Source organism: Roseomonas sp. KE0001 (genome assembly GCF_016107285.1).
Classification (GTDB): Bacteria; Pseudomonadota; Alphaproteobacteria; order Acetobacterales; family Acetobacteraceae; genus Pseudoroseomonas.
On the sequence record NZ_RCVQ01000012.1, the window covers coordinates 15,745 to 40,982 of the forward strand.

The 25,238-nt window shown below is 72.3% G+C and carries 24 protein-coding genes; 15 read left to right on the forward strand and 9 right to left on the reverse strand.

The window, feature by feature from the left end:
* The first annotated feature begins 16 nt into the window (after positions 1–16).
* Both D9598_RS18500 and D9598_RS18505 read left to right on the forward strand, forming a co-directional pair.
* A complete protein-coding gene (locus D9598_RS18500) occupies positions 17–1,279 on the forward strand; it encodes an MFS transporter (protein ID WP_198368026.1) in 1,263 nt (420 codons plus the stop codon).
* Positions 1,276–1,860 carry a histidine phosphatase family protein gene (locus D9598_RS18505; RefSeq protein WP_198368027.1) on the forward strand — a complete coding sequence of 195 codons (585 nt, stop codon included), beginning with the start codon at positions 1,276–1,278 and terminating at the stop codon, positions 1,858–1,860. Before D9598_RS18500 ends, D9598_RS18505 begins: the two co-directional genes overlap by 4 nt.
* A 137-nt stretch (positions 1,861–1,997) precedes the next feature.
* On the opposite strand, the gene D9598_RS18510 is transcribed toward D9598_RS18505, so the two are convergent.
* Positions 1,998–2,435: a PaaI family thioesterase gene (locus tag D9598_RS18510; protein WP_198368028.1), complete on the reverse strand. Its 438-nt coding sequence runs from the start codon at positions 2,433–2,435 to the stop codon at positions 1,998–2,000.
* Between the two features lie 32 nt (positions 2,436–2,467).
* Positions 2,468–3,190 carry an aspartate/glutamate racemase family protein gene (locus D9598_RS18515; RefSeq protein WP_198368029.1) on the reverse strand — a complete coding sequence of 241 codons (723 nt, stop codon included), beginning with the start codon at positions 3,188–3,190 and terminating at the stop codon, positions 2,468–2,470.
* Positions 3,191–3,358: 168 nt separating this feature from the next.
* Between D9598_RS18515 and D9598_RS18520 the strand changes: the two genes are divergently transcribed.
* Positions 3,359–6,034: a DNA translocase FtsK gene (locus D9598_RS18520; RefSeq protein WP_198368030.1), complete on the forward strand. Its 2,676-nt coding sequence runs from the start codon at positions 3,359–3,361 to the stop codon at positions 6,032–6,034.
* A 146-nt stretch (positions 6,035–6,180) separates the two neighbouring features.
* Positions 6,181–6,306 carry a hypothetical protein gene (locus D9598_RS21430; RefSeq protein ID WP_255528798.1) on the forward strand — a complete coding sequence of 42 codons (126 nt, stop codon included), beginning with the start codon at positions 6,181–6,183 and terminating at the stop codon, positions 6,304–6,306.
* A gap of 48 nt (positions 6,307–6,354) precedes the next feature.
* Here D9598_RS21430 and mdoH read toward each other — a convergent pair whose 3' ends face one another.
* Together mdoH and D9598_RS18530 are read right to left on the reverse strand one after the other, a co-directional pair.
* Positions 6,355–8,169, reverse strand: a complete 1,815-nt coding sequence (gene mdoH, locus D9598_RS18525) for a glucans biosynthesis glucosyltransferase MdoH (RefSeq protein ID WP_198368031.1) — start codon at positions 8,167–8,169, stop codon at positions 6,355–6,357.
* Between the two features lie 34 nt (positions 8,170–8,203).
* Positions 8,204–9,592 carry a short-chain fatty acyl-CoA regulator family protein gene (locus tag D9598_RS18530; RefSeq protein WP_198368032.1) on the reverse strand — a complete coding sequence of 463 codons (1,389 nt, stop codon included), beginning with the start codon at positions 9,590–9,592 and terminating at the stop codon, positions 8,204–8,206.
* Between the two features lie 149 nt (positions 9,593–9,741).
* On the opposite strand from D9598_RS18530, the gene aceA reads away from it, so the two are divergent.
* Positions 9,742–11,091: an isocitrate lyase gene (aceA, locus tag D9598_RS18535; protein ID WP_198368033.1), complete on the forward strand. Its 1,350-nt coding sequence runs from the start codon at positions 9,742–9,744 to the stop codon at positions 11,089–11,091.
* 29 nt (positions 11,092–11,120) lie between these two features.
* Positions 11,121–11,282 (forward strand): hypothetical protein, encoded by a 162-nt coding sequence (locus D9598_RS18540; RefSeq protein WP_198368034.1) that lies wholly within the window; start codon positions 11,121–11,123, stop codon positions 11,280–11,282.
* 79 nt (positions 11,283–11,361) lie between these two features.
* On the opposite strand, the gene D9598_RS18545 is transcribed toward D9598_RS18540, so the two are convergent.
* Together D9598_RS18545 and D9598_RS18550 are read right to left on the reverse strand one after the other, a co-directional pair.
* The gene (locus D9598_RS18545; protein WP_198368035.1) at positions 11,362–11,985 is read right to left on the reverse strand and encodes a DUF1345 domain-containing protein; all 624 of its coding nucleotides are present in this window, start codon (positions 11,983–11,985) and stop codon (positions 11,362–11,364) included.
* A 10-nt stretch (positions 11,986–11,995) separates the two neighbouring features.
* On the reverse strand, positions 11,996–12,979 hold the full coding sequence (locus D9598_RS18550; protein ID WP_198368036.1) for a threonine/serine dehydratase: 984 nt from the start codon (positions 12,977–12,979) through the stop codon (positions 11,996–11,998).
* A gap of 269 nt (positions 12,980–13,248) precedes the next feature.
* On the opposite strand from D9598_RS18550, the gene D9598_RS18555 reads away from it, so the two are divergent.
* From D9598_RS18555 to D9598_RS18580, 6 genes are all read left to right on the forward strand, one after another.
* Positions 13,249–14,604, forward strand: coding sequence for an ABC transporter substrate-binding protein (locus tag D9598_RS18555; protein ID WP_198368037.1), 1,356 nt, complete (start codon positions 13,249–13,251; stop codon positions 14,602–14,604).
* 83 nt (positions 14,605–14,687) lie between these two features.
* Positions 14,688–15,629, forward strand: coding sequence for a carbohydrate ABC transporter permease (locus tag D9598_RS18560; RefSeq protein ID WP_198368038.1), 942 nt, complete (start codon positions 14,688–14,690; stop codon positions 15,627–15,629).
* Between the two features lies 1 nt (position 15,630).
* Entirely contained in the window at positions 15,631–16,524 is an 894-nt protein-coding gene (locus D9598_RS18565) for a carbohydrate ABC transporter permease (protein WP_198368039.1), read from the forward strand.
* A gap of 16 nt (positions 16,525–16,540) precedes the next feature.
* Positions 16,541–17,641, forward strand: coding sequence for an ABC transporter ATP-binding protein (locus D9598_RS18570; RefSeq protein ID WP_198368040.1), 1,101 nt, complete (start codon positions 16,541–16,543; stop codon positions 17,639–17,641).
* Complete coding sequence (locus D9598_RS18575; protein WP_198368041.1) at positions 17,638–18,387, forward strand: SDR family NAD(P)-dependent oxidoreductase; 750 nt, start codon at positions 17,638–17,640, stop codon at positions 18,385–18,387. The genes D9598_RS18570 and D9598_RS18575 overlap by 4 nt, the downstream gene beginning before the upstream one ends.
* Before the next feature lie 119 nt (positions 18,388–18,506).
* The gene (locus D9598_RS18580) at positions 18,507–19,601 is read left to right on the forward strand and encodes a malate/lactate/ureidoglycolate dehydrogenase (RefSeq protein ID WP_198368042.1); all 1,095 of its coding nucleotides are present in this window, start codon (positions 18,507–18,509) and stop codon (positions 19,599–19,601) included.
* A gap of 64 nt (positions 19,602–19,665) precedes the next feature.
* On the opposite strand, the gene D9598_RS18585 is transcribed toward D9598_RS18580, so the two are convergent.
* The 3 genes from D9598_RS18585 to D9598_RS18595 all read right to left on the reverse strand — a co-directional run bounded on the left by D9598_RS18585 (position 19,666) and on the right by D9598_RS18595 (position 22,150).
* Positions 19,666–20,019 (reverse strand): hypothetical protein, encoded by a 354-nt coding sequence (locus D9598_RS18585; RefSeq protein WP_198368043.1) that lies wholly within the window; start codon positions 20,017–20,019, stop codon positions 19,666–19,668.
* A gap of 83 nt (positions 20,020–20,102) precedes the next feature.
* Positions 20,103–21,149, reverse strand: a complete 1,047-nt coding sequence (selD, locus tag D9598_RS18590) for a selenide, water dikinase SelD (RefSeq protein ID WP_198368044.1) — start codon at positions 21,147–21,149, stop codon at positions 20,103–20,105.
* A gap of 128 nt (positions 21,150–21,277) precedes the next feature.
* The gene (locus tag D9598_RS18595) at positions 21,278–22,150 is read right to left on the reverse strand and encodes a CoA ester lyase (protein ID WP_198368045.1); all 873 of its coding nucleotides are present in this window, start codon (positions 22,148–22,150) and stop codon (positions 21,278–21,280) included.
* A 261-nt stretch (positions 22,151–22,411) separates the two neighbouring features.
* On the opposite strand from D9598_RS18595, the gene D9598_RS18600 reads away from it, so the two are divergent.
* From D9598_RS18600 to D9598_RS18610, 3 genes are read left to right on the forward strand one after another with little or no spacing between them, the layout of a single operon-like run.
* Entirely contained in the window at positions 22,412–23,395 is a 984-nt protein-coding gene (locus D9598_RS18600) for a tripartite tricarboxylate transporter substrate binding protein (RefSeq protein WP_198368046.1), read from the forward strand.
* 9 nt (positions 23,396–23,404) lie between these two features.
* Positions 23,405–24,331 carry an amidohydrolase gene (locus D9598_RS18605; RefSeq protein WP_198368047.1) on the forward strand — a complete coding sequence of 309 codons (927 nt, stop codon included), beginning with the start codon at positions 23,405–23,407 and terminating at the stop codon, positions 24,329–24,331.
* On the forward strand, positions 24,328–25,218 hold the full coding sequence (locus D9598_RS18610; RefSeq protein ID WP_198368048.1) for an NAD(P)-dependent oxidoreductase: 891 nt from the start codon (positions 24,328–24,330) through the stop codon (positions 25,216–25,218). The genes D9598_RS18605 and D9598_RS18610 overlap by 4 nt, the downstream gene beginning before the upstream one ends.
* Positions 25,219–25,238 lie beyond the last annotated feature (20 nt).

The window sequence follows — 25,238 nt, forward strand, 5'->3', positions numbered from 1 at the left end:
GGGCATGGTCACGCCCATGCCGGCATATCCGACCCTGAAGATCTGGGCCTGGGCGCTCTACGACTGGGCCAACAGCGCCTTTCCCACCGTTGTCTCCACCTTCGTCATCGCCGCCTACTTCACCCAGGGCATCGCCGCCACGCCCGCCGAGGGGCAGGCGATGTGGGGCTGGATGCAGACGGCGGCGGGCCTTGCCATCGCCCTCCTCTCCCCCGTGCTGGGCGCGGTGGCCGATGCCGGCGGGCGGCGGCGCGCCATGCTGCTGCTCTGCACGCTGCTCACGGCCCTCTGCACCGGCCTTCTCTGGTTCGCCGAGCCCGATCCCGCCTTCGCCGTCCAGGCGCTGGTCTGCGTCGGCCTCGCCACGGTGGGGTTCGAGCTGGGCACGGTCTTCTACAACGCCATGCTGCCCGGCGTGGCACCCCCGGCGCGGCTCGGGCGCATCTCCGGCCTGGCCTGGGGGCTGGGCTATGCCGGGGGGCTGGCCTGCCTGGTGCTCTGCCTGCTGCTGCTGGTCCGGCCCGATCCCGCGCTCTTCGGCCTGGACCGCGACGCGGCCGAGCATCTGCGCGCCACCGCCCTGCTGGTCGCGGCCTGGATGCTGCTTTTCGGCTGGCCGGTGCTGGCCCTGCTCCCCGATCCGCCACCGCCGCGCCCGGGCTGGGCGGAGGCGGCGCGGCGCGGGCTGGACGAGATCGCCGGCGTGCTGCGCGGCCTGCCGCGCAACCCGGCCGTCGGCCGCTTCCTGCTGGCGCGGCTGTTCTACACCGACGGGCTCAACACCCTCTTCGCCTTCGGCGCCGTCTACGCCGCCGGTGTCTTCGGCATGGGCTTCGAGGAGATCCTGCTCTTCGGCATCGCGCTCAACATCACCGCCGGCCTCGGCGCCGCCGGCTTCGGCCTGATCGAGGACCGGCTGGGCTCGCGGCGGACCATCCTGGCCGCGCTGGCCGCCCTGCTGATCCTCGGCCTCGGCCTGGTGCTGACCACGGACAAGACGCTCTTCTGGGGGCTGGCGCTGCTGCTCGGCCTGTTCCTCGGCCCGGCGCAGTCGGCCTCGCGCAGCTACATGGCGCAGCTCGCCCCGCCCGGCGAGGTGGCGGCGCATTTCGGCCTCTTCGCGCTCTCGGGCCGCATCACCGGCTTCCTGGGTCCGGCCGCCCTGGCGGCGGTGACCACGGCGACGCAGAGCCAGCGCGCCGGCATGGCCACGGTGCTGGTCTTCCTGGCGCTCGGCGCCGTCATCCTGCTGACGGTGCGGGAGCCGCGGCGCGCATGAGCCTCGTCCATCTGATCACCCATCCCGAGGTCGCCATCGACCCCGCCATCCCGGTGCCGGACTGGGGCCTGTCGGAGCGCGGCCGGGTGCGGGCCCTGGCCATGCCGCGCCAGAGCTGGGCCCGAAGGCTGCGGCTCGTCGCCAGCAGCGCGGAGCGCAAGGCGCGCGAGACGGCGGCGATCCTGGCCGCGCCGCTCGGGCTCGAGGTCGTGGTCGATGCCGGACTCGGCGAGAATGACCGCAGCGCCACCGGCTTCCTGCCCGGCCCGGAGTTCGAGGCCACGGCGGACCTGTTCTTCGCCCATCCCGAGGTGAGCATCCGGGGTTGGGAGCGCGCCGTCGATGCCCAGGCCCGCATGGTGGCGGCGGTCGGGCGGGTGCTGGGCCTGGCCGGAACGCCGGGCGATATCGCCATCGTCGCGCATGGCGCGGTGGGAGCGCTGCTGCTCTGCCACCTGGCGGGACAGCCGATCAGCCGCGCGGCGGACCAACCGGGCGAGGGTGGCGGGAACATCTTCACCTTCGGTCGCCAGGACCGCGCGCTGCGGCAGGGCTGGCGGCGGATCGAGGCGGCGTCCTAGCCCGGGCGGAGCGCCCGCGGCGAGCCCGCTTCCTGGCCCCGCCTCGGGGCCGGAAGGCCCCGGGAGGAGGGCCTTCGTCCCCTGGCGCCCTTGTCCTCCATCGGGCCCAGCTTCGGCGGGCGCGGGCGGCGGGACGGTCAGGCGCCTTCGGCCGGGCTGCCCTCGACGCTCTCGCTGCCCTTGCGCCAGCGGTGGGTGGAGGCGCCGAAGGCCACCATCCGGCCCGCGGCGTCGAAGACCTCCGTGCGGGCGAAGAAGATGTTGCGGCCACGCGAGACCACCTTGCCCTCCGCCACGATCTCGCCCCCGCTGACCTGCCCGGTGAAGCGGCAGTCGAGATCGATGGTCACCGCCTTGCGGAGGTTGCCCGGAACGCTGCACCACAGGCCGGCGAAGGCGGCCGCCTGGTCGATCAGCGACAGCATCACCCCGCCATGGACGATGCCGCTGCGGTTCATGTGCTGCGGCCCGGCATCGCAGACGACACGGGCGAAGCCGTCCCGCCATTCGATCAGGCGGATGCCGAGCAGCTCGTGATAGGGCGGGGGCGGGTCGGAAAGATCGGTCCTGGACATGGCGCTTTCGTGCGCCGGCATGTTGCGCCGCGTCAAGGCTCCAGCCGCGCCGCCAGGGCCGGGGCGAGGCCGGTGGTCGGCGTGGCGCCCGGACCCGGCGGCACGGGCAGCGGACGCGCCGCGACGCGCAGCAGGCAGTCCAGACTGTCCAGCACCGGAACCGGCAGGCGCGGCGCCAGGCGCGGCGCGAGCCCGGCCAGCCCCGCGCCGCCCAGCACCACGACGCCGGCCCCCGCCGCGACCGCTTCCGCTGCCTCCGCCGCCAGCAGATCCAGCGCCCGCTCGGGCTCGCGGGCGATCATGTCCCCGGTCGGCGCCACCGCGCGCACCAGGACCGAGCCGGGCGCGCATCCCCGGCTGGCGGCGAATTCCTCCAGCATCGGCACCCAGGCCGCGCCGCCGGTCAGCAGGGCCACGCGGGGCGCCATCTCCAGCGCCACCCGCAGGCTCGCATCGGCCATGCCGGTCACCGGGATGCCGGCCAGCTCGCGCGCCGCGTCCAGCCCGGGATCGCCGAAGCAGGCGATGGCGATGGCCTCCACCGCGCCCGCGTGTTCGGCGACCCGCTCCAGCACCGCATGGCCGGCAATGGCGGCGGCGGTGCGGCTGGCGATGTAGCGGGCGCCGAACCGGGCCGTCGCTGGAATCAGCCGGAGATGAGCGAGGCCGAGGCCCGGCAGCGCCGCCTCGGCGAGGCGCAGCATGCGGCCGGTCATGGCGGCGTCGGTATTGCCGTTCAGAAGCAGGATTCGCACAGGCTTCGGACCTTCCCGGAGAAACGGCGCAGGATAGCGGCGCCACGCCGCGCGGGGCAGCCCGCGAGTCGCGGCATCCGTCACTCCCGGCGGCCGCGCTTTCCTTTCAAACCAAACTCTTGCCATGCTAGGTTGCATTCCTCACTCAGCAGCAGACGACCGAGGCCCATGCCGCGCGCTTTTGCCGACCGCCACAGCGACCCCTCCCCCAGCTCCGCCGCCGGCCGGCTGGGCCAGGAGTCGGGCCGCTTCGCCTCGCCCGCGGTCATGGCGGCGCTGCGCCGGCGCGGCGCGGAACTCGCCGGGCTGGTGCTGGCCCTGGGCGGCGTCGGCCTGCTGCTGGCCCTGGTCAGCTACAATCCGCGCGATCCCTCGCTCTCCACCGCGACCACCCTGGAACCCACCAACCTCGCCGGCACCGGCGGCGCCGTCACCGCCGACCTGCTGCTGCAGGGCTTCGGCTGGGCCGGGATGCTGCCGGTCGCGGTCAGCCTGGGCTGGGCCTGGCGGCTGGCGACGCATCGCGGCCTGTCGCCCTTCGCCGGGCGGGTCGCCGCGGTGCTGGCGGCGCTGCCCCTGCTGGCCGCCGCCTTCAGCCTGGCGCCACTGCCCGCCGGCAGCCCGGCCATGCCAGGGCCGGGCGGCGCCGTGGGCGCGCTGCTCGCCGGCAGCATCACGCAATGGGCCGGCGACCTGCTGGGCCCCTTCGGCCACGTGATCGGGCAGGTCGGCATCGTCGCCCTGGCCGGCTCGCTGTCCTTCGCGGCGCTGGGCGTGCCCCTGCTCGCCTGGCGCCAGGCGGGACGGATGGCGGGCTCCGCGGCGCGCGGCGGCGCCAGCGTCACCGCGCGGGCGCTGAAGCGAAGCATCGTCGTGCCGGAGGAGCCGCCGCCCTATGCCCGGGCCTGGCAGGAAGAGGCGCCGGCCGCCGGCGAGCCGAGCCTGGGCAGCCGCCTGGCCGCACCCTTTCGCGCCGTCAGCGGCGCCATGGGCAGCGCGGTCAGCCGCCTGACCCAGCGCAGCGAGGCGCCCTCGCCGCAACTCGCCGCCATGCTCAGGGCCGCCGATATCGCCGCGGCGGAAGGCACGGCGCAGCCCTTCGCGCCCCCCGCCGGCGCTCCCCGGGGCGTCCCCGGCCGCCCGCGGGCCGAGCCGGCGATGCCGCCGCGCCCCGCTCCGGTCCATCGCGCCCCCGCCCCCGTCGCGGAGGCCGATGACGAGGATGACGACCGGATCCAGGCCCCGCCCCCGCCGGTGCGCAAGCCCCCGCCGCCCGCCCGCCCGCCGGAAAGCGCCGAGCCGCGCCGCGCGCCGCCGCCTCCGCCGCGCGAGGAGCCGGCCTTCCAGCTGCCGCCGCTCGAGCTGCTGGCCCCGCCGCCCGCCCGCCGCGCCGCCGGCCCGACCGAGGAGGCGCTGCAGAACAACGCCCGCCTGCTGGAGAGCGTGCTGGAGGATTACGGCGTGCGCGGCCGCATCGTCGAGATCCGCCCCGGCCCGGTCGTCACCCTCTATGAGCTGGAGCCGGCGCCGGGCACCAAATCGGCTCGCGTCATCGGCCTGGCGGATGACATCGCGCGCAGCATGAGCGTCATGGCGGTGCGCATCGCCACCGTGCCGGGGCGCAACGTCATCGGCATCGAACTGCCCAACGCCAAGCGCGAGACGGTGTTCTTCAGCGAGATGATCATCGCCGAGGACTGGGGCCGCAATGGCGGCAAGCTGCCGCTGGCGCTCGGCAAGGATATCGGCGGCGCGCCGGTCATCGCCGACCTCGCCCGCATGCCGCACCTGCTGATCGCCGGCACCACCGGCTCGGGCAAGTCGGTCGGCATCAACACCATGATCCTGTCGCTGCTCTACCGCTTCACGCCGGATGAGTGCCGCTTCATCATGATCGACCCGAAGATGCTGGAACTGTCGGTCTATGACCGCATCCCGCATCTTCTCGCCCCCGTCGTCACCGAGCCGCCCAAGGCGATCGGTGCGCTGAAGTGGACGGTGCGCGAGATGGAACGCCGCTACCGCGCCATGTCGCAACTCGGCGTGCGCAACATCGGCGGCTACAACGAGAAGGTCCAGGCGGCGCTGGCGCGCGGCGAGGTGCTGACGCGCCGCGTGCAGGTGGGCTTCGACCCCGAGACCGGCCGCCCGGTCTTCGAGGACCAGCCGCTGGCGCTCGCGGCCCTGCCGATGATCGTCGTCGTCATCGACGAGATGGCCGACCTGATGCTGGTCGCAGGCAAGGAGATCGAGGCGGCGGTGCAGCGCCTGGCGCAGATGGCGCGCGCCGCCGGCATCCATGTCATCATGGCGACGCAGCGCCCCTCGGTCGATGTCATCACCGGCACCATCAAGGCCAACTTCCCGACCCGCATCTCCTTCCAGGTGACCAGCAAGATCGACAGCCGCACCATCCTGGGCGAGATGGGCGCCGAGCAGCTGCTCGGCCAGGGCGACATGCTGCACATGGCCGGCGGTGGCCGCGTCAGCCGCGTCCATGGCCCCTTCGTCTCCGACCAGGAGGTGGAGCGCGTGGTCGACTGGCTGCGCGAGCAGGGCGAGCCGGCCTATATCGAGGAGGTCACCGAATCGGAGGAGGAGGACGGCGAGGGCGGCCTCTCCGGCATCGCCGGCGCCTCGGATGGCGAGAAGGGCCTGTTCGACCAGGCGGTGGCGCTGGTCACCCGCGAGGGCAAGGCCTCGACCTCCTTCATCCAGCGGCATCTCTCGATCGGCTACAACCGCGCCGCCAAGCTGATCGAGCAGATGGAGAAGGAAGGCATCGTCGGCCCCGCCAACCATGTCGGCAAGCGCGAGGTGCTGGCCCGCCGGAGCGACGACTGAGACGCGCCCGCCCCGGCCCTGTCCGGCGCCGCGCAGGCGGCCGATCGCCGCGTCGAGCTGCGCGAGTTCCAGCCTCGAACATCAGGTGCTCGAGCTGGGAGGAGGACATCCTGGGCCGTGACACGCTGTCCCTCGGCGAGAGCATCATGATCGATATCGACGACGGCTCCGGCGCCTGCCGCTTCGACTTCCTGGCGGTGATGACCAATGGCAGCAGGATCGAGAAGCGGGACGTGAACGTCTGCGAGATCAGCCGCTTCACGGTGCGTTGATCCTCCTGACGCACAGGCCGCGGGACGCAGACCGGAGGGCGCCGCCGCTCAGGGCATGGCGGGCACGGCCGGCGCGCCCGGCGTGACCGGCTCCGGAACCGCCTCCTCCGGCGTGGCGCAGAGCCCACGCCGCCGCAGCCGCGCCGACAGCGCCGGATCGGCCGTCAGCACGGCGAAGGGGATGCAGAGCAGCAGCGGCAGCCAGGCCGGCACGCCCCACAGCCAGGCGGTGCCCCCCGCCGAGACCAGCCCCGCCGCGGTGCCGAGGCCGACGAGCGTATGCGGCCAGAGCATCCGGGCCGTCGCGCGCCAGGGCAGCCCCTGGGCCCGGCGGTTCTGCGGCAGCCAGCCGCCCTGCGCGCCCAGCGCCATCCGCGCGAGGCTGAGCGCCTTGTCCACCAGGCTGATCGGGTCGAGGACGGTGGTGAAGGCGATCTCCGCCGCCGCGCCGCGCAGCACGGCGCGGCGGCCGCCATAGGGCGCCGCGCGGGCGGGCCGCAGCATCAGCTCCAGATAGCCGGTCAGCTTCGGCGCATGCAGCGCCAGCCAGTTGCCGAGCAGCATGGCGGCCAGCCATGCGGGCGGAGTGCCCTCGGCGCCGCCCGTCGCCGCGTTCATCACCGCCGCGAAAAGCAACAGCAGCCAGATCGGCGCGCCGAGGAAGAGCATGATGGCCTGCAGCAGCTGCCAGCGGCCCATCGGCGTCAGCTCCGGCAGGCCGAGCAACCGCCGGTACTGCATGTTGCCCGCGCCCCAGCGCCGGTCGCGCAGCAGGAAGTCGATCAGGCTGGGCGGGTTGCCCTCCTGGCTGCCCGCCTCCTCCGGCAGGCAGCGCACCTTCCAGCCGGCGGCCTGCAGGCGCACCGCCTCGATCTGGTCGTGGCTGAGGATCGGGCTGCCGTCCGGCAAAGGCTGCAGCCGCGCATGGTCCCGGAACGGCACGACGCGCAGGATGGCGTTGTGGCCCCAATAGGGCCCCTCGTCGAGCTGCCACCAGGCCTGGCCGGTGGCCCAGCTTCGCATGCCGGCGCGCATGCCGAACTGGAACAGGCGCGCGAAGGCGCTGTCGGCCGGCCGGCCGACGATGAGCTGCTGCAGGATGGCAAGCTTCGGATCGGCCTCCATGGCGGCCACGAGGCGCAGCACGGCCTCCGCCGACATCTCCGAATCCGCGTCCAGGCACAGGAAGAACTCGAAGCCCTGGCCGTGATGGTCGAGGAAGTCCATGACATTGCCGGCCTTGAAGCCGCGGTTCTCGGTGCGCCGGCGGTAGCGCAGCGCCGGCGCGCGCCCCTCGCGCAGCCGGGCGAAGGCGGCGACCGCCGCCTCCTCCGCCACCACCCGGTCCGCATCCTGCGTGTCGGAGAGCAGCCAGAGGGTGAAATGCCCGCCCGCCCCGGCTGCCTCCAGCCCCTCCAGCAAGGGCACCAGCCCGGCCAGCACCTGCGCGGTGTCCTCGTCTCGCAGGCAAAGGGCGATGGCGGTCCGGCTGCGCGGCGGCGGCGGGTCGCGCCGGTATTGCGGCACCAGGATCGCCGCCGGATCGGCATGGCGCAGGCGCAGCAGCAGGCCGAGCACGGCATTGCCGGCGCAGAGGCAGGTCCAGGGCAGCGTGCCCAGCCAGAGCAGCAGGATCAGCAGCTCCCAGCCGCTCCAGCCGCCGGCGCCGAGGCCGCGCAGCATGAGGAAGAGGAGGCCGGCGCCGGGCGCCAGGCACAGGATGAGGAAGGCGATCCGGCGCGGGCCGGAGCGTTCGGCGGCGGGGCGTTCGGCGACGGGGCGTTCGGCGACGGGGCGTTCGGCGACGGGGCGCTCGGCGGGGCGATGGGTCTCGATCACCCCCTGCCCAGACCACAGGATCATGGCCGGATTGCGCCCCGGCCGTGGCGGCGGCGGGCTACTTCTCGAAGCGCCAGGGCGTCGCGCTCTCCTCGTTCGGGTCCAGCGTCAGCCGGTGCTCCAGCGGCGGGAAGGCCCGGCTGCGGCAGTCGGCGCGGTCGCAGAGGCGGCAGGACAGGCCGATGCCGGTGCGCGCCCTCTCCAGGTCCAGCCCGTCGGCATAGGCCACCTCGGCAGCGCGGCCGAGGTCGCAGCCCATCGCCACCACCTGCACCGGCGCGGGCTCGCCCCAGCGCAGGGCCGGGCCGGTGACGGTCCGGGCGAAGCAGAGGAAGGCGGCGCCGTCCGGCAGCTCGGCGATCTGCACGCGCAGGCTCCCCGGCGTGGCGAAGGCGGTGTGCACCACCCAGCGCGGGCAGGAGCCTCCGAACCGCGCGAAGGGATAGCCCGCCGCCGAGAAGCGCTTGTCCACATTCCCGGCGGGATCGACGCGCAGGAAGAAGAAGGGCAGGCCCCGCGCGCCCTCGCGCTGCAGGGTGGAGAGACGGTGCGCCACCTGCTCGTAGCTGACGCCGAAGCGGGCGGCGAGCAGGTCGAGGTCGTGGCGCAGCGCCCGTGCCGCCTCCAGGAAGGGCGCGTAGGGCATGATGAGGGCGCCGGCGGCGTAGTTCAGCAGGCCGATGCGGATCAGCGCCGTCGCCTCCGGCGTGCTCGGCGCGGCGGGGCCCAGGATGCCCTCTACCGCCTCGCGCGCCTCCAGCAGCATGAGCTGGAAGGCCATCTGGAAGCCGCGGCTCTCGCGGGGGAGGGATTCCGAGAGGTCGAGCAGCCGCGCGGCGGGATCGTAGCGGCGCAGGCTGCCCTCCAGCGGGCCGACGCGCACCCGCACGCCGTGCCGCTGCCGCAGCCGCTCGGCGATGGCGTGGTTTAGCTCGGAGGGCGAGGCGGCGAGCTCGCCGCCGATCGCCTCCGCCATTTCCTCCAGGGCGGGAAAGCAATTGGCATGGTCGCTGAAGAAATCACGCGCCTCCTCGGTCGGCAGCAGGATGCGGCGGCCGCTCGGCAGGGCGATGCCGCTGCTGTCCTCCCGCGCCACACGCAGCGCGCGGTAGAGGGCGAGCATGGCGCGGGCGGCATTGGGCGCGCTGCCCGAGAGAATGCGCATCTCCTCCTCCGGCAGTTCCTCCAGCCCGAGCAGCGGGTCGGCCAGCACCTCGCGCAGCCCGCCCTCCAGCTGCCGCTCCTCGGCACCGGACAGGGCGGCCAGGTCGATCTGCAGCGTGTGCCCCAGCTTGATCAGCAGGGCGGCGGTGACGCCGCGCTGATCGTGCTCGATCAGGTTCAGGTAGCTGGCGGAGATGCCGAGCCGTGCCGCCAGCGCCTGCTGGGTCAGGTTCTGCTCCTGCCGCAGCCGGCGGAGCGTGCGCCCGATCAGGGGACGGGCCATCTTTACAGCCTTTACAAATTTACCGGCTTAACAGTGAAGGCAGCCACTGTGTTGCCAGGGATATGGCAGATTGGAGGGTGAACTTCGCGGCCGCAATGTGAATTATTGACGCATGGCCGATCGGCCGAGAGACGATCAGGAGAGACAGCATGCGTCCGACCCCGAGCCCCCTTTTCGCACCGGATGGCAGTGCCGCCGGCAGCCCTGCGGGCGGCGACCGCTTTGCCGGAATCCGCCGCGACTACAGCCCGGCCGATGTCGAGCGGCTGGCGGGCTCCTTCCGCGTCCGGCACACGCTGGCCGAGATGGGGGCGAAGCGGCTGTGGCAGCTTCTGCACAGCGAGCCTTATGTGAACACGCTGGGCGCGCTGACCGGCAACCAGGCGCTGCAGCAGGTGAAGGCGGGGCTGAAGGCGATCTACCTCTCCGGCTGGCAGGTGGCGGCGGACGCCAACACCGCCTCCACCATGTATCCGGACCAGTCGCTCTATCCGGTGAACTCGGTGCCGCAGGTGGTGACGCGCATCAACAACGCGCTGCGCCGCGCCGACCAGATCGCGCACATGGAGCGGCTGCAGGGCAAGGCCGAGGACGACACGACCTGGATGGCGCCGGTCATCGCCGATGCCGAGGCTGGCTTCGGCGGCGCGCTGAATGCCTATGAGCTGATGCGCGCGATGATCGAGGCGGGTGCCGCCGGCGTGCATTTCGAGGACCAGCTGGCCAGCGAGAAGAAGTGCGGACATCTCGGCGGCAAGGTCCTGGTGCCGATCAGCCAGCATATCCGCACGCTGAACGCCGCGCGCCTGGCGGCCGATGTGGAGGGCGTGCCAACCGTCCTGCTCTGCCGCACCGATGCCGAGAGCGCGCAGCTCCTGACCGCCGATATCGACGAGCGTGACCGCCCCTTCATCAGCGGCGAGCGCACCGCCGAGGGCTTCTTCCGCATCAAGCCGGGCGTCGGCAAGGAGTACGCCATCGCCCGCAGCCTGGCCTACGCCCCCTATGCCGACCTGCTGTGGTGGGAGACATCGGACCCGGATCTCGACGACGCCCGAGCCTTCGCCGAGGCCATTCACAAGGAGTTCCCCGGCAAGCTCCTGGCCTACAACTGCTCGCCGAGCTTCAACTGGAAGCGCAAGATGGGCGATGCCGCCGCGGCGCAGTTCCAGCGCGAGATCGGCGCCATGGGCTACAAGTTCCAGTTCATCACCCTCGCCGGCTTCCACAGCCTGAACTATTCGATGTTCCAGCTCGCCAAGGGCTACAAGGAGCGCGGCATGGGCGCCTATTCCGAGCTGCAGCAGGCCGAGTTCGCCGCCGAGGCCGATGGCTACACCGCGACGCGCCACCAGCGCGAGGTCGGCGTCAGCTACTTCGACGCCGTCGCCACCGCCGCCTCGGGCGGTGCCTCCAGCACGACCGCCATGGCGCACAGCACCGAGACGGCGCAGTTCCATGACGAGACGAGCCACGCCACCCCGGCGATGGCCCAGTAACCGACAACGCCAGACAGGGACGCACGACCATGACGCACAGTGACGATTTCGACGACGGCCTGGTGCACAGCCATGGCTGGGCGACCGAGCCGGCCATCCCGCCCTCGCTGCACGGGCTGAAGGCGCCGCCCCAGGCCAGCTCGATCCCGACGCCGAGCACCGCCTATCACGACGACAAGCTGGAGGGCTGACCGCGACGGGGCGGGCGCGGGATCGCGCCTCCCCCTCCTTCCGGCCACGGCATGGCGGGCGCCCCCGGGCGCCCGTTGCCTATTCCCCGCCGAGCAGGCCGGTGACGACGCCGACCGTGCCGGCGACGATCACGGCGTTGAAGACATAGGCGATGATGCTGTGCAGCGTGGCGATGCGGCGGATCGCCGCGGAATGCGTATCCACATCCGTCACGCCGTTCGTCGTGCCGATGCTGAAGGACATGTAGAGGAACTCGGAGAAGGGTGGGTCGTCCTCACCGCCATGGAAGCGGATGCCGCCGCCGCTGAGCCAGAATTCCCGCGCGTAGTCCTGCGCGAAGAGGGTGTGGACGTAGAACCAGGAAAGCGCCACCGTCACCATGCCGAAGGCCGGCACGCCGCCGGCGCTTGTCGCCGCGTCGAGCCCGACGCCCGCCACCGAGGTGGCGGCGGCGAACAGGGAGAGCGTCAGCACCATGGTGCGCCGCTCGTCCGTCACCTCGGCATGGCGGCGCATCGCCTCGGGCCCGGCCGACCAGAGGCGGCGGAACAGCAGGGCCAGATGCACGGCCACCAGCACGCACCAGCCGGCCAGCGCCGCATGCAGCCAGCGCAGGCCATAGGCATAGGCCAGCCCCCCGCCCAGAAGGCCGGCCAGCAGCGACAGCGTGCTGATCCTCTGCCGGCCCGGCCAACCGGTCACGCGGCGCGCCTCACGCCGTCAGGGCGCGCGCGAAGACCGCCGGATCGACATTGCCCCCGCTCAGCACCACGCCGACCGTGCGGCCACGCGCCGGGATCCGCCCGGCCAGCACGGCGGCCAGCGCCACGGCGCCGCCCGGCTCCACCACGACCTTGAGCGCCTCGAAGGCGAAGCGCATGGCGCGGAACACCTCCGCCTCCGACACCGCCACGCCGCCCGTCAGGCGCGCCCGGTTGACCGCGAAGGTCAGCTCGCCCGGCGCCAGGGACAACAGCGAATCGCAGAGCAGGGAGCCCTGGCCGTCCGCCGAAAGGCGTTCGCCGGCGGCCAGGGAGCGCCGGGTGTCGTCCCAGCCCTCCGGCTCCACCGCCCAGACCTGCGTGCCGGGCGAGGCGCCCTCGGCCGCCAGGGCGCAGCCGGCCACCAGTCCGCCGCCGCCGGTGCAGACGGCCAGCGCATCCAGCGTCAGCCCGGCGGCGCGGGCATCCTCGATCAGCTCCAGCGCCACGCTGCCCTGGCCGGCGATGACATCGGGGTGGTCGAAGGGGGGGACCAGGGTGCGGCCGGTCCGCCGCGCCAGCTCCAGCGCCAGGGCGTTGCGGTCGGTGCCGGCGCGGTCGAAGAAGGTGATCTCGGCGCCCCAGCGGCGCGTGCTCTCCACCTTGATGGCGGGCGCGTCCCGCGGCATCGCGATCAGGGCCGAGAGACCCTCGGCCGCCGCCGCGCAGGCCACCGCCTGGCCGTGATTGCCGGAGGAATGCGTGACCACCCCCGCGGCGCGCTGCTCGGGCGACAGGCGCAGGATGGCGTTCGTGGCGCCGCGGAGCTTGAAGCTGCCGGTGCGCTGCAGCGGCTCCGGCTTCACCAGGACAGTCCCGCCGGCCAGCTCGTCCAGCAGCGGGTGCCGCAGCATCGGCGTGCGAAGGAGGCGGCCCCGCAGCCGCGCGGCGGCGGCGAGGACATCGGCATGGGCGGGCGGCGTCAGGGCGTTCATCTCAGGACCTCGGTGCGGGGCGTAGGAACGTAGCCTCGCCTTCCGCACCCGCGCCGGCAAGCCCGCCAGATGGCGCGGGGACACGCCCCGGCGGCCGACGCCCCTCGGGCGCCCCCTGCCGGCGGGGGCCGGGCGGGAGGTGGGCCCCCGGCGCGTCCACAACCAGGGAACCGTTGCCATGCGTGCGCGGGGATGCGTAACCTCTCGCCTGCAACGAGTGGCCATAAGGCCCGTGGCGGACATCACCGCCCGTTCAAGGAGGTTACCGAATGGAAGGCAACGGGATTTCCCGCCGCACGGTGCTGCGCGCCAGTGCGCTCGGCGCGGCGGCGAGCACCCTCCCCCTGGTCAATGTGCATGGACAGAGTTCCGGCGGCAAACTCGCCCTGGGCCTCTGGGACCATTGGGTGCCAGCTGGCAACGACGCCATGCGCAAGCTCGTCATGGACTGGGGGCAGAAGAACAGGGTCGAGATCCAGCTCGACTTCATCACCTCGGTCGGCAACAAGAACCTACTGACCATCGCCGCCGAATCCCAGGCGAAGCAGGGCCATGACGTGCTCTCCTTCCCGACCTGGGAGGTGCACTCCAAGGCCGATCTGCTCGAGCCCATGGACGACATCATGGGCCGCCTGTCCGAGAAGTACGGCGCGCTGAACCCGATCACCGAGTATCTGGCCAAGGTCGAGGGCAAGTGGCGCGCCGTCCCCGCCATCTCCGGTTCGCAGAACAAGCCGGCCCTCGGCCGCATCGACCTGCTGAAGCAGCATGCCGGCATCGACATCCAGGCCATGTATCCGGCCAGCGCGACGGCAAGCCCCGAGGCCGCCAACTGGAACTGGGACACGTTCCTGAAGGCCGCCGAGGGCACGCACAAGGCGGGGGTTCCCTTCGGCCTGGCGGTCGGGCAGTTCACCGATGCCACCGACTGGATCGGCAGCATGTTCCGCTCCTTCGGCGCCGAACTGGTGAACAGCAAGGGCGACATCACCGCCAAGTCGGACAATGTCCGAAAGGTTCTGGAATACGCCAAGCAGCTCTGCGCCTTCCTGCCGGGCGATGTCTTCTCCTGGGACGATGCCTCCAACAACCGGGCGCTGATCTCCGGCAAGTCGGCGCTGATCTTCAACCCGCCCTCCGCCTGGTCGGTGGCCAAGCGCGACGCGCCGCAGGTGGCCGAGCATTGCTGGACCTTCCCGGCACCGGCCGGATCGCAGGGGCGCTACACCCCCTACCTGCCCTATTTCTGGGGGGTCTGGAGCTTCAGCCGCAACAAGGGCGCGGGCAAGGCGCTGATCGAGTATCTGAGCCAGCGCGAGCAGGCCGAGACCATGGTGGCCGCCAGCAACGGCTACGACATCCCGCCCTTCACCAGCATGACCGACTTCAAGACCTGGGAGACGGAGGGGCCGCCGGCCGGCGTGGTGTTCAACTACCCGGTCAAGCCACAGCACAACGCGCAGCAGTTCATCGCCTGCTACCCGGCGCCGCCGGAGATCGCGGTGCAGATGTACAACCAGGGCATCCAGGCCAAGATGATCGCCCGCGTGGTGCAGAACAATGAGGCGCCGGACCGCGCCATCGCCTGGGCCGAACGCGAGCTGGAGGGCTTCAAGCGGGGCTGAGGGCCGCCGCCTGAACCATGGCGGGCGCGCGGGCCCTCCCGCGCGCCTCGCATCTCATCGTCCTGACACCGAGGGAATCCGGCATGTCCCAGGGCACGCTTTCCGCCTCCATCGCGCCGGGCAGCACCGCGCCGCCCCGCAACAGCGCGATGCGCCGCCTGTCGCGGCGCAATTCCACCGTCGCCTTCCTGCTCACCCTGCCGCTGATCCTGCTGATCCTCGGCCTCGTCGTCTATCCCTTCCTCTACGCCATCTATCTCTCCATGCTGAACAAGCGCATGACGCGCTTCGTCGGCTGGGAGAACTTCACCTTCCTGTTCGGGCGGGAGACCTTCTGGAACGTCGTGTTCCAGTCGGTGCTCTTCGCCGTCTCCGCCGTGCTGCTCAAGGCGCTGATCGGCTTCATCCTGGCGCATGTGCTGCACGCCCTGCCCTCCAAGGGCCAGCGCAAGTGGCGCGGCATGCTGCTGGTGCCCTGGGTCATCCCGCCCGCCATCTCGACGCTGGCCTGGTGGTGGCTGTTCGATCCCTCCTACTCCGCCTTCAACTGGGCGCTGGCGGGAATCGGCGTCGATCCCGTGCCCTGGCTCGGCGCCACAGGATGGGCGCGCTTCTCGGTGATCCTGGTCAATGTCTGGTACGGTTCGCCCTTCTTCATGATCATGTATCTGGCGGCGCTGAAGTCCGTGCCCGATCAGCTCTACGAGGCGGCGGCGATCGATGGCGCCACCGGGTGGCAGAAGCTGCGCTTCGTGACCTTCCCGATGATGCGCAACATCATCTCGATCACCGTGCTGTTCAGCCTGATCGTCACCTTCGCCAATTTCGACATCGTCCGCATCCTGACCAATGGCGGGCCGCAGGACAGCACGCATGTCTTCGCGACCTATGCCTTCCAGGTCGGCATCCAGTCGGGCGACATCCCGCTCGGCGCCACGGTCAGCCTGTTCATGTTTCCCCTGCTGGCGGTCTTCGCCATCCTCACCCTGCGCGGCGTGAACAAGCGGACGAAGGAAATGACCTGAGATGAGCAGTACCACCGCCGCCTCCTTCACCCCCGCCGAGACGAGGCATGGCAGCCTGAAGCGTGAGCGCCGCTGGGCGATGATCGGCGCCTATGTCGCGCTGGCGGTCTTCGTCATCTTCTTCATGACGCCGCCCTTCCACATGCTGATGACCAGCCTGAAGAGCTCGGGCGAGATCGCCGACCTGTCGGGCAATCCCTGGATCGTCAGCGCGCCGACGCTGCAGAACTACTGGGAACTGCTGACCCAGGGGAACTATCTGATCCATTTCAAGAACTCGATCATCGTCACGGTCAGCACCGTGCTGATCAGCATGGTGATCTCGACGCTGGCGGCCTTCGCCCTGGCGCGGATGAAGTTCTGGGGCAGCGCGACGCTCGCCACGGGCGTCTTCCTCACCTACCTGGTGCCGGAGACGCTGCTCTTCATCCCGATGTTCCAGATCATCGGTGGCCTTGGCCTCTACAACAACCTCTGGGCCATGGTGCTGATCTTCCCGACGCTGACGGTGCCGTTCTGCACCTGGATCATGATCGGCTACTTCGCCTCGATCCCGAAGGAGCTGGACGAGGCGGCGCTGATCGACGGTGCCGGCCACCTGCAGATGCTGTGGAAGATCTTCATCCCCGTCGCCCTGCCGGGCATCCTGGCGGCGATGATCTTCGCCTTCACGGTGTCCTGGGCGGCTTTCATCTATCCGATCGCCTTCCTGGTCAGCTCCGACCAGATGGTGCTGACGGTGGGCATCGTCTCCGACCTGATCCGGGCGGACACCTTCCAGTGGGGCAAGATCATGGCGGGCGCCCTGATGGCCGCCTTGCCGCCCCTGCTCGTCTATGCCTTCCTCATGGACTACTACATCGCGGGCCTGACGGCCGGCGCGACCAAGGGCTGAGGGGAGAGAACGAAGAATGGCGCAGGTAACACTCCGCAAGGTGGTCAAGGCCTATGAGGGCGGCGTGCAGGCCGTGAAGGGCATCGACCTCGACATCGCGGACCACGAGTTCGTCGTCCTCGTCGGCCCTTCCGGCTGCGGCAAGTCGACCACGCTGCGGATGATCGCCGGACTGGAGGAGATCTCGGACGGCGAGATCGCCATCGGCGGCAAGGTCATCAACGACGTGCCGCCGCGTGACCGGGACATCGCCATGGTGTTCCAGAACTACGCCCTCTATCCGCACATGACGGTGTTCGACAACATGGCCTTCGGGCTCATGCTGCGGAAGTTCCCGAAGGAGGAGATCAAGCGCCGCGTCGACAACGCCGCGCGCATCCTCGACATCACGCCGCTGCTGCTGCGCAAGCCCAAGGCGCTCTCGGGCGGGCAGCGGCAGCGCGTGGCCATGGGCCGCGCCATCGTGCGCGATCCCAAGGTGTTCCTCTTCGATGAGCCGCTGTCCAACCTCGATGCCAAGCTGCGCGTGCAGATGCGCACCGAGATCAAGAAGGTGCACCAGACGGTCAAGACCACGACCATCTACGTCACGCACGACCAGGTGGAGGCGATGACGCTGGCCGACCGCGTGGTGGTCATGAACGGCGGCATCATCGAGCAGGTCGGCCCGCCGCAGGAGCTCTACCACAACCCGGCCACGCGCTTCGTCGCGGGCTTCATCGGCAGCCCGGCGATGAACTTCATCCCCGGCCGTCTGGAGAACGGGTCCGGCGCGCTGCGCGTCCATCTGCCGGGCGACATCGTGCTGCCGGTGCCGGCCGAGCGCACGGCGCGCTACAGCAACCTGGCCGGGCGCGAGATCATCTTCGGCATCCGCCCGGAGCACCTGACCGAGGCGAAGAACCTCGACCGGCCGCATGTCGCGCCCATGACGGCGACGCCGGAAGTGACCGAACCCATGGGCATGGAAACCCTGGTGCACTTCAAGATGCAGGGGGCCGAGATCTGCGGCCGCGTCGATCCCAATGCCCCGGCGGCACCGGGACAGCCGCTGCCGATGGCCGTGGACATGAGCAACATGCACATTCTCGACCCGCAGACGGGGCGCGTCCTGTGAGCCGCACCGCCTGGGTCACCGGCGCCGGCTCCGGGATTGGCCGCGCCGTCGCCATCGCGCTGGGCCAGGCGGGCTACCGCCTCGCCCTCACCGGCCGGCGCGAGGCGCCGCTGCGCGAGACCGCCGGGCTCGCCGGGCAGGAGGCGCTGATCCTGCCCGCCGACCTGACCGACGCGGCGGCGGTCGATGCCGCGGCGCGGCGCGTCGCCGAGGCGCTCGGTGGCCCCGACCTCCTGGTGAACAACGCCGGCAGCAACGTGCCGCGCCGGCACTGGCACCAGCTCGGCGCCGCCGATGCCGCCCTGCTGGTGAACGCCAATCTCACCGCGCCCTTCCTCACCAGCATCGCCGTGCTGCCGGCGATGAAGGCGCGCGGCGGCGGGCTGATCGTGCAGATCGCCTCGATGGCCGGCAAGGGCACCTCCGCCGTCTCCGGCCCGGGCTACATCGCGGCGAAGACGGGCTTCGTCGCGCTCTCCGCCTCGCTGAACGCGGAGAACGGCATCCACAACATCCGTTCCACCTGCATCTGCCCGGGCGAGGTGGTGACGCCGATCCTGGACAAGCGCCCCGTCCCCGTCTCCGACGAGGAGCGGGCGCGCATGCTGCAGCCGGAGGATCTGGCGGCGGCGGTACTCTTCGTCGCCAATCTGCCCGAACGCGTCTGCATCAACGAGATGCTGGTGACACCGACCTGGAACCGGTTCCAGGCGGCCGAGGCGCAGAAGGTCGCGGCGATGCCCTGACATGCGGGAGGGGAGAAGGAAGGGCGCGGGGCCCCGCTTTCCCCTCCGGTGCCGCTTGTCATCCTGGCCAGCTGGGGCATGCTGGGGCGCAACAGAAACGCTCCGAGGAACGCTTGCCCATGGATGCCCAGCCCCCCGTCCTGATCGCCGCCGAGACGCTGGAGAAGCTGGTGACGGACATCTTCGTCGCCGCCGGCGGTTCGGCCGAGGAATCGGCGAACATCGCGCAGCATCTTCTGGGCGCCAACCTTGCCGGGCATGACAGCCACGGCGTCGCCCGCGTGCCGCGCTATATCGACTGGTTGCGCAGTGGCGACATGTATTTCGGCCGCACGGTGAAGGTGGTCACGGATGGCGGCGCCTTCGCCCTGCTGGACGCCGATTACGGCTTCGGCCAGACGGTGGCGCGGCAGGCCACCGAGCTGGGCATCGCCCGCGCCCGGCAGCACGGCGCCGCCGTCATCGCGCTCCGCAACGCCGGGCATGTCGGCCGCATCGGCCATTATGCCGAGATGGCGCTCGGGGCGGGGCTGGTGTCGGTGCACCTCGTCAATGTCGCCGGCTCCACCCTGGTCGCGCCCTTCGGCGGCGTGGACCGGCGCTTCTCCACCGCCCCCATCGCCATCGGCGCGCCGGTCGAGGGGCGGCCCGTGGTGCTCGACTTCGCCACCTCGCGCGTCGCCGAAGGCAAGGTGCTGGTCGCCTCCAATGGCGGCAAGGAGCTGCCGCCGGACGCGCTGATCGAGCCGGATGGCCGCCTCACCGGCGATCCGCACACCCTCTATGGCGACTATCCGCCGGTCGGGCCGCGCAATCCCGCCGGCGGCGCGGGCGCCATCCGCGCCTTCGGCGACCACAAGGGCTCGGGCCTGGCGCTGATGTGCGAGTTGCTGGCGGGCGCCTTCACCGCCGGCGGCTGCGCCGGCCCGCTGCCGCCCGGCCATCGCGGCCGCATCACCAACGGCATGCTGTCCATCTACCTTTCCCCGGCGCATTTCGGCACCGAGGCGGAGTTCCAGCGCATGGCGAAGGAGTATGTGGCGTGGGTGGCGGAAAGCCGCCCCGCCACGCCGGGGGGGCAGGTGCTGCTGCCGGGTGAGCCGGAGGCTCGCAGCCGCGCCGAACGGCTGGACAAGGGCGTGCCGCTCCAGCCGGACACCTGGACCGGCATCCTGCAGACGGCCGCCTCCCTCGGCATCCCCGCCCCCGTCTGACGGTTCGCGCGCCTGGAGGGAAGGAGCGTCCGGCCGGGTAAGCCTTACCCGGCCCGCGCTGGCCCTAGGACCCGCGCGGCGGCTTGCTGAAAGGGTCGAGGCCCCGCGCCACCGGCGGCTGCCAGGTGCGCGAATCCGGCGTGCGGCCGCTCTGGGTGGTGCCGATGAAGGAGCCGCCGGTGCCGCCGCTCCAGCCGGTCGATCCCGAATTGCCCGGCGCCGTGGCGTCGCCGCGCCCCTGCGCCGGCGGCGTGGCGGGGCTGACCTCCTGGCTGGCGCCGCCCGCCTGCCCCCCATCCTGTCCCGCGCCCTGTCCTGCGCCCTGTCCCGCACCCTGTCCCTGGGCCAGCACGGGAGTCGCCAGGGCGAGGGCCACCGGGAAGGCCAGCACCAGCCGCCGCATCCATCCGCTTCGCATCGGAGCCTCCTCTTGTTCGGCCGGCCGGGCCAGGGGCGCCGGGGCCGGGGTTTCGCGCCTCGACCGGGCCGGGCGCGGCGACGTCACGCCACCACCACCTGCGGCGGGCCCTCGGCGGCCGTGCCGATCCGCCGGGCCAGGGGATAGCCTTCAGCGCGGATGCGGGCCAGCACGGACTCGGCGGCCTCCTCGGCGCAGGCGATGAGCAGGCCGCCGGAGGTCTGCGGATCGGTCAGCAGCAGGCGCTGCCAGTCCGGGCATTCGGGCGGCAGAACCACCTCGGCGCCATAGCTCTGCCAGTTGCGCTGCGAGGCACCCGTGACGAAGCCCTGCCGCGCTAGGGCGGCGGCCTCGGCCAGCAGGGGCACGGCATCGCGCGCGATCGTCAGCGTCAGGCCCGAGCCCCGCGCCATCTCCAGCGCGTGGCCGAGCAGGCCGAAGCCGGTCACGTCGGTGACGCCATGCACCGACGGCTCCGTGGCCAGGCTGGCGCCGACCCGGTTGAGCAGGGTGGTGGAGGCAATCATCTCGGCATAGGCGGCCTCGGGCAGGGCGCCGCGCTTGATCGCCGCCGAATAGATGCCGACCCCGATCCCCTTGGTCAGGATCAGGGCGTCCCCCGCCCTCGCGCCGGTGTTGCGCCGCACCTGATCCGGCCGCCCGAGGCCGATCACCGCCAGGCCGTAAATCGGCTCCGGCGCGTCGATGGAATGGCCGCCCGCCACCGGAATGCCGGCCTCCGCGCAGATGGCGGCGCCCCCCGCGAGGATGCGCCGCACCGTCTCCGGGCTCAGCTTGCCCACCGGCATGCCCAGGATCGCCAGCGCCATGATGGGCCGCCCCCCCATGGCATAGATGTCGGAGATGGCGTTGGTGGCGGCGATGCGGCCGAAGTCGAAGGGATCATCCACCATCGGCATGAAGAAGTCGGTGGTGGCCATCACGGCGAGATGGTCATCCACCTGCCAGACGGCGGCATCATCGGCCGTCTCGGCGCCGACCAGGAGCTGGCTGAAGGTGCCGGCCGCCGGCATCTCCGCCAGCAGCTCCCGCAGCACCGCGGGCGCCAGCTTGCAGCCGCAGCCGCCGCCATGCGCCAGTTCCGTCAGCCGCGGTGCCTGATCCTGCATCTCGCCTCGCTCCTCCACCCTCGTTCCCCTGGAAGATGGGTGATCCCGGCCCGGCTGGAAAGTGGGCCGGGCGAGGCGGGCCTCCGCCTCCCCGTCGCAGGGCGATCGAAGGGCCGCCCGCGCCCGCCTCAGCCGGCGAGCGACAGGATCTCCTCCGCCCGCCGCACCACCGGCAGATCCACCATGCGTCCATCGAGCTGGAAGGCCCCTCGGCCCTCGGCCCGCGCGGCGCGGTCGCCCTCCACCACCCGCCGCGCCCAGTCGATTTCCTGCGGCGTCGGCGCGAAGGCCTCATTCAGCGGCGCCACCTGCGAGGGATGCACGATCAGCGCGCCGCGGAAGCCCATGCGCCGGGCCTGGCGCGCCATCTCCGCGAAGGCGTCGAGATCGTCATAGGCGCCGATGCTGCCGACGAAGCCGAGCGGCAGGATGCCGGCGGCGCGCGCCGCGCAGAGCACGGCGTAGTTCGGCGTGAACAGCGCGTCCGGCCCGGGCACGCCGCCGATCGCGGCGGAATAGTCCTCCGGCCCCAGCGTCATGGCGGCCACGCGCGGATGCGCGGCGGCGATGGCGGGCAGGCCGAAGATCGCGCCCGGTGTCTCGATCTGCAGCACCAGGCGGATGCCGCCCGGCGGCAGGCCGCGCTCCGCCTCCAGCTCGGTGACGGCCTCCGCCACCTCGCGCACGAAGCCCGGCTCCTCCACCTTGGGCAGGACCAGCGCAGCGAGGCCCGGCTGCACGGCCGCCTCCAGATCGGCGCCGATCTGGCGCAGGCTGTGGTTGACCCGCACCATGGCCGCCGTGCCGTTGCGGGCGATGCCGGCGATGGAGGCCGCCAGGCTGCCACGCGCCGCCGGCTTCTCCGCCGCCGGCACGGCATCCTCCAGATCCAGGATCACGCCGTCCGCGCCGCGCTCATGGGCGCGGGCGACGAATCGCCCGACATGCGCCGGCACGAAGAGCAGGGAGCGCCAGCGTGGCGGGGGAGCGGTTCGGGTCATCGGATCTGGTCACCTCTGCGGTCCGGGCGCGGGGCCCCGAGTACGGCGGGCCCAGGGCCGGCGCGGCGGGCGGGGTGCCCGCCGACATCCTGTTCACGGCCGCGAAGCCTGCCACGACGCGGCGTCAGGGCAAAGGCCGGCGGGGAAGGTCGGGCCGGCCGCCGCAACGGTTTCGAATTGACACAGACATGGGGCGTCAACGACCCTTCGCGCAAGGCAAGACCCGCGCCGGACGCGGGCGTCCAGGGAGAAAGCCGCACCATGTCGATGCCCCTCCTGCCGCGCCGGGCGCTTCCCGCGGCGCTGGCCGGCCTCCTGGCCGCGCCGACCGTCGCGCGGGCGCAGTCCTGGCCCGCCCGCCCCCTGACCATCGTCGTGCCCTGGGCGGCGGGCGGCGGCGCCGACACCGTGACGCGCGTCCTCGCCGCCGGGCTGGAGCAGGAGGTGCGCACGCCGGTCAATGTGGTCAACCGCACCGGCGGCAATGGCGTGGTCGGCCACACCGCCATCCTCACGGCGCGGCCGGACGGCTACACGATCGGCCTCGCCACCTCCGAGATCTCCTACTTCCGCACCCTCGGCATGGCCGAGATCTCGCCCGACAGCTTCGACATCCTCTCCCGCGTCGCCACCCTGCCGGCCGGTGTCACGGTGAAGGGCGACGGACCCTGGCGCAGCGTGCAGGATGTCCTGGCCGCCATCCGCGACGGCCGGCGCGGGCAGTACACCGCCTCGGGCGCGGGCGTCGGCGGCGCCTGGCACATCGCGCTCGCCGGCATGCTGCGCGCCGCCGGCATGGAGGTGAACGCGGTGCGCTGGGTGCCATCCCAGGGCGGCGCGCCGGCCATGCAGGACGTGGTGGCCGGCGGCATCAGCATGGCCACATGCTCGCCGATCGAGGGCAAGGGGCTGATCGATGGCGGCCAGGCACGCTGCCTCGCGGTGATGGGGGGCGAGCGCCTGGCCATGCTGCCGGCCGTGCCCAGCCTGCGGGAATCCGGCCTCGACTGGACCTTCGAGAACTGGTTCGCCCTGGTGGCGCCGCGCGGCCTGCCGGAGGACGTGCACCGGCCGATGCGCGAGGCGCTGGGCCGCGCCCATGCCCGGCCCGAGGTGCGGGAGGCGCTCCGCCAGCGCGGCATCGTGCCGGTCTGGGAATCCGCCGAGGCGGCGGACGGCTTCGCCCGCGACTATGCGCGCACCGCCGCCGACCTGCTCGGCGCGCTCGGTCTGGCCAGGGGCTGAAGCCGGATCATGGGCGGGGAGAATCCCTGGGACGGCGCGATCGTCGATGCGCATCAGCACTTCTGGGAGCCGGAGCACGGCCGCAATCCCTGGCTGGCGCCGGAGGCCGCGATCCCCTTCCGCTACGGCGACTACAGCGCCCTCAAGCGCCGCTACCTGCCGGAGGACTACCGCCGCGACGCCGCCGGGCATGACATCGTCGAGACCGTCTATGTCGAGACCGAGTGGGATCCGGCGGACGGTCCGGGCGAGACGCGCTACGCCGCGGCGCTGGCGGAACGCCACGGCCTGCCCAACGCCATCGTCGCCCAGGCCTGGCTGGACCGGCCGGATGCCGCGGCGCTGCTGGCCCGGCAGGCGGAGTGCCCGCTGGTGCGCAGCGTGCGCCACAAGCCCGGCGGCCCGGCCAGCCCGGCCGAGCGGGGCGCGCGGCGCACGCTGATGTCGGACCCCGCATGGCGGCGCGGCTATGAGCGGCTGGCGCGGCACGGGCTGCATTTCGACCTGCAGACACCCTGGTGGAACCTGCCCGAGGCGGTGGCCCTGGCGCGCGACTTCCCGGAGACGCTGATCATCCTGAACCATGCCGGCCTGCCCGCCGCGCGCGACGCGGATTCGCTGCGCCGCTGGCGCGAGGCGATGGCCGGCTTCGCCGAATGCCCGAACGCGCGGGTGAAGATCTCCGGCCTCGGCCTGCCGGGCCGCCCCTGGCGTGCCGTCGAGAACCGCTGGATCGTGCTGGAGACAGTGTATCTCTTCGGCCCGGAGCGGGCGATGTTCGCCAGCAACTTCCCGGTCGACAGCCTCTGCGGCAGCCTCGACAGCATCCTCTCCGGCTTCAAGTCGATCACGGCCTGCCTGCCGCGCGCCGCCCAGGCCCTGCTGTTCCGCGACACCGCGCGCGCCGTCTACCGCACCGGCGGAACGGCGCCATGAGCGCGCCGCGCCTGGGCTTCATCGGCATCGGCATCATGGGCGAGGCCATGGTGCTGCGGCTGCTGGAAAGCGGCTTCCCGGTCACCGCCTGGAACCGCGAGCCGGAGCGGCTGGAGGCCGTCCTGCCGCAAGGCGCCGTGGCGGCGAAGTCGCCCGCGGCCGTGGCGGCGGCGAGCGACATCCTGCTGCTTTGCGTGCTGCACACCGATGCCGTGCGCGAGGTGGTCTTCGGGCCGGGCGGCATCGCCACCGCCAGGGCGCCGGCGGGCGGCGTGCTGATCGACCATTCCACCATCGAGCCCGCGGCGACGCGCGGGATGGCGGAGCGGCTGGCGCGCGAGACCGGCTGGGGCTGGGTGGACGCGCCGGTCTCCGGCGGGCCGCAGGCGGCGCGCGAGGGGCGGCTCACCATCATGGCCGGCGGCGCGGAGGCGGATGTCGCGCGCGCCGCGCCCGTGCTGGCGGCGCTCGGCGCGCGGGTGACGCATCTGGGCCCCAGCGGCGCCGGGCAGACGGCCAAGGTGCTGAACCAGGCCATCGTGGGCGCCGGCTATGTCGCGATGGCGGAGGCCCTAGCCCTGGCGGAGGCCGCCGGCCTGGACGCCGACGCCCTGCCCGCCGCCCTGGCCGGCGGCCATGCCGATGGAAGCATGCTGCAGCGCATCTTCCCGCAGATGCGGCAACGCGCCTTCGAACCGCCGGCCGGCCGCGCGCGGCAGATGCTGAAGGACCTCGACGCGGTGCTGGCCTTCGCGCGCGAGCACGGCGTGGCGCTGCCGCTGGTCGAGGCCGCGACGGCGCGCTTCGCGGAACACGTGGCGCGCGGCGAGGGCATGAGCGACACCGCCTCTGTGATCCGGCTCTACCGTCCCGACCCGCCCGGCTGACTCCGCCCGCTGACATCGGC